Origin of the sequence: Saccharothrix sp. ST-888, assembly GCF_000955975.1 — a bacterium.
In the GTDB taxonomy this organism is placed as follows: domain Bacteria; phylum Actinomycetota; class Actinomycetes; order Streptomycetales; family Streptomycetaceae; genus Kitasatospora.
This window is the reverse complement of the sequence record NZ_JYJF01000092.1, coordinates 22,784-30,859: the sequence shown is the minus strand read 5'-3', so window position 1 is coordinate 30,859 and position 8,076 is coordinate 22,784. Positions and strand designations below refer to the sequence as shown.

At 68.9% G+C, this 8,076-nt stretch carries 4 protein-coding genes; 2 read left to right on the top strand and 2 right to left on the bottom strand.

Going from position 1 to position 8,076, the window contains the following annotated elements; genetic code table 11:
- Together UK12_RS24790 and UK12_RS24785 are read left to right on the top strand one after the other, a co-directional pair.
- Window positions 1-296 (top strand): hypothetical protein (locus UK12_RS24790; protein ID WP_231591371.1); only part of this gene is annotated, 296 nt, incomplete at its 5' end.
- A 1-nt stretch (window position 297) separates the two neighbouring features.
- Complete coding sequence (locus UK12_RS24785; RefSeq protein WP_045305344.1) at window positions 298-3,936, top strand: hypothetical protein; 3,639 nt, start codon at window positions 298-300, stop codon at window positions 3,934-3,936.
- A gap of 983 nt (window positions 3,937-4,919) precedes the next feature.
- Here UK12_RS24785 and UK12_RS24780 read toward each other — a convergent pair.
- Both UK12_RS24780 and UK12_RS24775 read right to left on the bottom strand, forming a co-directional pair.
- Window positions 4,920-6,170 (bottom strand): tyrosine-type recombinase/integrase, encoded by a 1,251-nt coding sequence (locus tag UK12_RS24780; protein WP_052682134.1) that lies wholly within the window; start codon window positions 6,168-6,170, stop codon window positions 4,920-4,922.
- 529 nt (window positions 6,171-6,699) lie between these two features.
- The gene (locus tag UK12_RS24775) at window positions 6,700-7,851 is read right to left on the bottom strand and encodes a hypothetical protein (RefSeq protein ID WP_052682133.1); all 1,152 of its coding nucleotides are present in this window, start codon (window positions 7,849-7,851) and stop codon (window positions 6,700-6,702) included.
- Window positions 7,852-8,076: the final 225 nt, after the last annotated feature.

Below are 8,076 nucleotides of genomic sequence, written 5' to 3'. Positions count from 1 at the left end.
GCGATCGGCAGGACGACGTGCATCTTCACGCCGCCGTGCTCGGTCTGATCCTGGCTGCCGACGGCCCCCTGCACCGCTCCGACCTGCTCCGCCAGGTCCGCCGCCTCGGCGGGCGGCCCGACCAGGCGGACGGCCCGCCGCACCGCTCCGACCTGCGCGGCAAGGTCTACGACCAGGTCGGCTGGAAGGTCGACCGGGTGCTACGTGATGTGCAGCGGTTCCTGTTGCGAACCGGCGAGCAAGAGTTCACCTTCTGCCACAACCGGTTCAAGGAGTACTTCCTAAGGAAGGGGTAACGTGCCGTCACTTCGCGAGCTCATCGCCGACGGGATCGAGCAGGGCACCTTCCGCGCCTTGCTGGTGGCGGACGCTCTCCAATGGCGTTCGCACCGCAGCGACTACGCGATCTCTGCCGTGGTGCGCTACGCCGTGGAGGAGGACCTCGCCGACGAGGTGGACGGCATCCTGACCGACGAGGAGTTCCGCGAGCTGCGCCTGGCCCGGTTCGGCCCGCTGGCGCTGCGGGAGGACCTCAACCTCGGGTCGGAGTACTTCAGCCGGGACCGTCCCGACCTGCTTCGTTACACCCGGTTGCTGTTCCAGCAGCGGTCGGCGGAGCGCGACGACGAGTACGCGCGTCTGCATCGCCGCCACTGCCAGGCCTTCGCCGACTTCCTCCAGTTGGATGTCCCGGCTGCCGAGCGGCGGGAGATCGGCCTGGACCGGGCCTTGCGCCGCCTGTTCCCGATGCGGCTGACCCCGGTCGGGGAGGACACCGAGCCGCCAGTACAGGTGGATCTCACCGAATACCAACTGGGCACCTGGGCCTGCTCGTGCGGTGCGCGGGAGGGGCACGCCGCCCGGTACGACTTCGCCTGCGGCTGCGGTGCGGAGTCGGGCAATGGCCGGCTCTCCCCGGGCCGGCGCCGCTGCCACCGATGCGGGACAACAGCGGAGTATGTCACGTGCGACCAGTGCGGTACGCGGGTGACGCTGAGTCTCTGGTCGCAGATCCGGCAGGGCGGCGTGCATCCCTCCGCTTGCCGGCTCCCGCTCGTTCTGGACCTGCGGATCCAGCGGCCGTGGCAGCCGGCGACTTCGAGCAGTCTCGAGTTGATGCAACTGCCGTTGATGCTGGGGCTGGCCGAGCGGGACGACGAACTGGTCTTCGACCTGCCGGACATGCTGTGGATCGATGGCGCGCGGGACCAGCACGGACAGGAGCGGCCGACCGGGCAACTGGTCTCCCTCGCCGACCATCCCCGGTACGACCAGCAGACCGACGTCATGCGGATCCTGGAAGCTGCCTTCCGGCGTACCTTCACCGGCCGCGGCCATCCGGCCGGATACTCGTTGGAGCCGGTCGTTGCCGCGCTGGCTGGAATCCGCCTCCCCGGGCGGCGTCCGCGATCCGTCGACTTCAGCGGGCGGTTCGCCCGCAAATTGGGCTACGGTCTGGCCGCCGAACAGCACGAGGATGCCGGCCTGGTGCGCGGCGCCGACATGTCCCGGCCCTGCGTGGTGGCCGTATCCCCGGATCTGCGGGGCGACGCGGCCCTGGTCTCGCGGGCCCTGTCCGCGCCCGGGACACTGACCAGCCCGGGCCTGGACAACGTCAGCGTGTCGCTGCGGATCACTCAGCTCGGGCCCGACGAGCTCACCGCTGAGCCGCCCAGGGTGCCGCCCGCCCGGTGCAAGGCGCTTGCCTCGGACGGCATTGTGCTGCCCGGCGAGATGGTTGAACCGGGCGATCTGCTCGTCGGCATCAGCGCGCCGCCTGTCCGCGAAAGGGATCTGACCCAGGAGGAGCGGCTGCTCCGAGCGATCTTCGGCGAGAAGCCTCCCGAGCGCCAGGACGCGTCGTTGCGCTGGATCGGCCGGCAGCCCGCGCGAGTGCTGAGCGTACACATCGGCATCGCCTGGGACGAGGACTACGGGATCGCCGAACATCCAGCCCGCGTGATCCGAAGCGAGGAGCTGCCTCGCGGGGAAGGGGCCCGAATCAGCATCAGCCTGGCGACGCCCGATCCCCTGGAGACCGGCGACCTCCTGCACGGGCCGGGCGAGTCCCACGCGGTGGTGTGCGGAACCCACGACGGCAGCGGAGCGGACATCCTTGTCGGCCCCGAGCATCAATGGGCGAACGACGATTCGACGAGGATCGTCGAAGTCCGGCTGCATCCCGACGACCGTACCCGATCTGTCGTCCGGGCCCGGTCGACGGGCGCGTACTCCACGGTCAAGCAACTGCCCGTGCAGACCAGCGAGCACGACTCGGGACAGCCGGTCCGGCTTGCGGATCTCGCATGGCTGCTCGGGCACGGCGCGCCGCAGGCCGCCTTCGAGATCTACGCGCTGCGTGCCGACTGCATCGACGGGCGCCTCCACCTTTACAGGCTCCTGGCCCGGGGCAAGGACTCGCTGCGGGAGATTCCGATGACGCCGTCCGGGAACCGGTCGCCGCTGGAGTCCTCACCGTCCGAGGCGGTCCGCGGTTGGGACCGACTGCTGCGCAGCGCCTGCGTCGAGCCCGTCCGGAACGGTGATCAGCTGTCGTTCCAGCCGCTTGACGACGACGAGGTCCTCGCCGCCTCGTCCGGTGAGGTACAGCGGCCAGACATCCTGGATCCGCATACCTGGCTGCCGCTACCCGGCGGTCTGGCCTGCCAGCGCATCTTCGGTCCGATCCGCGACCATGAGTGCGGCTGTGGGAGGCTACGCACCACGCGTCACGAGGGCGAGATCTGCCAACGCTGCGGGGTGGAGGTGACGGTCAGTCGGGTCCGTCGCCGGCGCATGGGCCACATCGAACTCGCTGCCCCGATGGTGCACCCCTGGTACCGCGACAGCCTCAGCCGCACCCTCGGCCTCGACCAGGGGATGCTGGCGGGCATCGTCCACGGACGGTGTTACGTCCTCCGGGACAGCGGCCTCGACCAGTTCGTTCCCCTGCCTGCCGCGGCCGACCCGCGCCTTGACGTGGACCAGTTGCTCACGGGTGCAGGAGCGGTGCGGTTCCTCGCCGCCCGGCTGGGTCGGAAGCCGGCCCGGGGCGCGCTGCTGCGCCGCCTTCCAGTACTGCCGGCTGACCTGCGTCCGATGGTCGCCTTCAACGGCCGCACGCACAGCAACACGCTCAACGACCGCTACGTGGAGATCGTCAAGTGCAACTCCCGGCTGCGCCGGCTGACCGGCCTCGGCGCCACGCCGAAGGTCATTCACCAGGAACGCGCCGCACTGCAGCAGGCGGTAGACGCCCTTCTCGACCCGCGCGAGGGCAGGGCACCGCTCGTCAACCTGGCCATGATCCTCCCCGGCCGCAGCGGCGGCTTCCGGCAGCGGCTCTTCGACCGTCCGGTCGACTACAGCGCCCGGACGACCATCGTCGCAACGCCGACCGGAGACCTGGACACGGCACTGCTGCCCGACCGGCTTGCCTGGCTGCTCCTGAAGCCGGTCATCATGGGACGGCTGGTCAACTCCGGGGACAGCCAGAACGTCAAGGCTGCCCGGCGAGACGTGGAGAACCGCACCCCGCAGGCCTGGGCGCACCTCCAGGCCGCCTGCCAGGACGCCACGGTGCTGGTATCGGTGCCGGACACCCGGTGGCCGCTGTTCGCCGTACACGTCGGCCTGACCGCGGACCTCTCCCTGAAGCTGGACCCGGCCCTGTTCGACCACCTCGGCTGGCACCGACTCGGCACCCCTGCACGAATCTTCCCTGTGCTGACCGCAGAGGCTGCCGCGGAGATCCGGGCCACGCTCCTCCCCAGCACCCTGCTCCGTGACACCGGACTAACCGAACCGACCTGCCCGCCGCCTTCCCTGCTCACCCTCGGTCTGCAACATCTTCCGGAGGAGATCGTGCGAATGATCGAGACCGGGGAATCGGCTCGCCTCGGCGATCTCGACCGATTCCTGCTCTTTCCCGAGTGACCTGCTGGGCGCTGTGGCGGTGCTTCGGTGTCAGGCGCCTCGGTGGCGCCGCGCCGGGTGCGCCTGGTAGACGGCGATTGCAGTTGCGGTATAGCTCCTATGGATCCTGCGCTTCGATTCTTCTGAAAACACCACGCATTTTGCGGCCGCTTGCGCGGACGGGCGCCGGTGGAAAATGGGGGATGGCGGCGGGATAACCCTGCGGCGAGAAATTCGGGTCCCGTAGAAGGCAAGAAAGGACGGCTCAGCCCGTACTCGCCAGGGTATTTACAGGAGGCTGGATCTATGGCCATCGCTCGCGTCGGTACAGGGCAGTTGGTCAGCCTCGTATACGGCATGGTCAGGTGAGCCTATGAAGTCAGCAAGTAGTCGCACCCGCGCTGAGGGGATTCCAGAGGGAGCGGAACGCGCCGTTCGGGATGTGAGGCAAATCACTCTCAAGCTCCAGCTTGTGCGCGGCCTCTCACGCGCCTGTCACGGATTGGGTGTCATGAGACGACATCAGGTGCCATGTGGGGCGGACGAGATTGGCCCTGACCTGCGCGCTGGGGGTCAAGGGGTCGCAGGTTCAAATCCTGTCGTCCCGACCGGCGTTTTCGCAGGTCGTAGGCCGTTTTCACCGGATGGTGGGGGCGGCCTTTCTGCTGTGGTGGTCGCAATGTGGTCGTGAACGCTCGTTCACGTCACCTCGGTGGGCGCATCCCGCAGCCTGCGGCGCTCCAGCACAACCACAATGCGGCTTTTGTTCGTTCGGTCGAATGGTCGGGCGCAGTCGATGGCTGATCGGACGCCTCTCCAGCGCCGAAACGCGCACGGTTTCTCGGAAAATGGGCATGCCCGTGGAACCCACGGCGTCAGTTGTCCTGATGGCGCAGCGGGTCTGAGTTAGCGTCATGTCCGAACCGGCAGTGCCGGCTACTTTGGCGGCCCTTGCCGCGGTCCGAGCGGCTCGGTGGGCTGAGGCAGCTGAAGCCGTGCGGCCGTCAGGCCGCGTGGCTGAACAGCGGGTTCGGCAAGGGGCTGCTGGGGGCGAGAGCGTCGGCGCCACAGCGGGCGCGTGCCTCGACGAGGCGGAGCCTGGCTTCGATGGTGTGCACCGCGGCCATGGCGGTGTCCCAGGTCAGGTGGCTGTAGATGTTCGCGGTGGTCGACAGTGTGGAGTGCCGCAGGGTCTTGGAGATGACGGCCATGGAGACGTTGCCTTCCAGGGCGAGGGTGGCGGCGAGGTGTCGCAGGTCGTGGATGGTGACGTGGGGCAGTCCGGCTTGTTCGCATAGCTCGTGGAAGCGCTTGCGGACGGCGGCCGGGTGGAGGGGCTTGCCGTCGGGGCCTTGGAAGACATGGCCGTTGATGGTGGGGGTGCTCCGGGCCATGGCGCGTTGGAGGGCGGTGGCGACGCGGTCGGACAGGGGTACCCAGTTGCGGCTCTTCTTGGTCTTCGGCGGGGTCAGGACGAGTTCGTGGTTGTCGATCGCGGAGAGGGTGTGGCGGATGTACATGACGCGGTCCTCGATCCGGACACACGGGCGTTGGAGGCCGAGCGCCTCTCCCTTGCGCAGGCCGGTGCCGATGATGACCTCGAAGAGGTCGGCGAAGGCGGGGGCGACGCCTCGGCAGTGGGTGAGGAACTCGACGGCCTGTTCCGCGCTCCAGGGGACGCGTTCGTCGGCGCGGGGCCTGCGCATGGGCAGGGGCTGGGCGGCGTTGTAGGGGAGGCGGTGGGCGCGCACGGCGGCGCCCAGGGCGCTGGAGAGCGTGGCAAGGCAGTGGTAGACGGCTTGGCGTCCACGGCCGGCTTCGAGTTGCTGGTGGGTGTAGGCGGCGATGTGGTCGTGGGCGAGTTCCTCGAGGCGTATCGCGCCGAAGACGGGGATGAGCTCGCAGAGCACGTAGGTGCGGTAGCGGGCGTAGGTGGTGGGCTTGAGCAGGAACTCCATGCTCTTGAGCCACTTGGTGAGGTAGGCGGCCACCGTCTCGTGCGGGTCAGCGTCGAAGCCCAGCTGCCGGCCTTCGAGGAAGCGCCGCAGCGCCGTCTCGGCGTACCACTCGTCCTCGAAGCCGCCGCGGCGCACGGTGCGCCTGCGGCCGTTGAGCGAGGGGATGTCGACGGCGAAAGTCCACGTGCCGTGCTCCTCCTCGGCCAGGCGCGGGCATGAGGCGCCGAGCTGGCGCCGGGTGGCATCACGGCACCCGCACCGGCGGTAGACCCGGCCTGGTCGTCCTGACCTGCGCACTTCTTCTGCCTCCTGCGACTGCGGCTCCTTGATCGGCTCACGGAGGCTACAGGCGCCACGCCCGGGTGATCGTCTGCGACCACCATGCGATCACCAACGCCGAATTGGGGCTCTGACCTGCCGCGCGCGGTGAGAGCCCGCACCTGGACGTGTCGGATAGGCCGCAGACGCCGTTTAAAGGCTCGGCTGGCGCCGTGTTCGCTTGCGGAGGCAGTGTGGGCGCCGGAATTCGCTACTGTGCGTAACTAATTAGGGATCTTGGTCTGGAGGTCATGCAACTGGTGGTCCGGACGCTCGGCATTGACGGCCCATCGTGTTAGTGATAATGGGAATTGGCTGACTCGGCAAGCGTGCGCCGTGGCCTCCGAGTGGCCTCCTGCCAGCGGAACGGCTACACACTGTCACCAAAGAAATGGGTGACCGTGGACTGAATCTCGGGATGTGATGCTCACCAAGGGAGAAACCCTGAGTGGGCTTGCCGATTCCGCGTGTGACCGTGCCGGTCGCGCTCTGTCGAGTACCGGGTGCCTCAGACCAGCCGGTCGTGGTTGCGTGCGGCGGCCGCGCGGACGAGCTGGGCGAAGCGTGCGCGGCTGTGGTGCTGGTGCGCTTCGGCCTGCCGTTCCTCGTCGTCCTCGGTGTCGTCCTCCTCTTCATCTTCATCGTCGAGTTCGTCGTACTCGCTGTGGACGAGCCAGCAGCCGTGGATGCCAGCGAGGAGGTCTTCGAGGAGGTCGCGAGCCGGGCGCTTGGGGTCGAGCGGGGTCAGGCGCAGGGTGACGTCCTCGATGTCGGGTTCGTCGTCGCCGGTGAATTCGGTGAGGGTTTCCTCGAAGTCGTCGAGTAGTTCGCGCAGCGCGGTGGGGTCGGGCAGGAGGCCGTCGGCGACGTGCATGGCGTGGCGGACGAGGGTGGTGACGGCGTCGTTGGGGGAGGCGCCGGAGTCGAGGAGTTCGAGGACGAGGGTGGGTGTCTCGTGGGGGAGGGCCTCGATGTCGTCGGCTTCGAGGAGGACCGCGGTGGGGTTCTGGCCGGAGGCGTCGGCGGCGACCTCGGCTGCGGCGGCCAGCCAGTGCGCGGCTGCGACCGAGGCGGCGGTGGGGTCGACGTCGGAGAAAAGGGCTGCCGGGCCGAAGGGGTCCTGTTCGAGGAGGCGGTCGGCGGCGGTGACCTGGACGGGGGAGGCGTCCTCGCGGCTGAGGAGGACGGCCTGCTGGGCGCGGCCGGTGAGGTCGCCGAGTTCGGCGCTCTCCACGGCGGCGAGTTCGGTGGCGGCCTCGGTGAGGACGGCCGTGGTGAGGTCCGGGTCGTGGAGGGCGTGCAGGGCTCGGCCGACCTGGTGGGCGGATTCGACGATGGGGCTGTAGGAGACGGTGATCGTCCCACCCTGGGGGAGGTTCGGCTGGGAGATGGCCTCGGTGACCTCGCTGAAGGCTTGGCGTTCCTGCTCGCGTCGCCAGCCCTCGCTGTTGGGCTCCAGGGAGTCGGCGGCGCTGGCGGGGCGGGTGTAGGTATGCCAGGCCGCGTCCGACAGCTGAGTCAGGGCGTGGGCCAGGCGCAGAAGCAAGGCGATGTCCGTGTCGGCGGGGAGGGCGGCGATACGGGTTGCGAGGTCTCCTTCGCCGGTGCCCCAGGTGGCGGTGAGCTCGTTCCGGTCGGGGTCGACGCAGTACCGCGTCATGGGCTGTACCTCCGGTTCTACTCCTGCGTGCCTCATGGAACTCAGGCAATTCTGACGCACCGGCAGATCCCCGAAGGGAGGTCTGGCGCCTGCCTCCACGCCGGGCCTCGTGGGCGGCTGGCCTCGGTGGTCACCTGGGCCCTTCCCTCGATTCAGTTGCTTGGCCGTTGCTGATCTTGGAAGGCCTCGCTCCGTCTCGCCCTCGCGCGATGGCCTGGACCCGGA

Excerpts from the sequence above, each read along its gene's own strand:
- UK12_RS24775 (WP_052682133.1), bottom strand. The coding sequence starts at position 7,851 with ATGACGCGGTACTGCGTCGACCCCGACCGGAACGAGCTCACCGCCACC.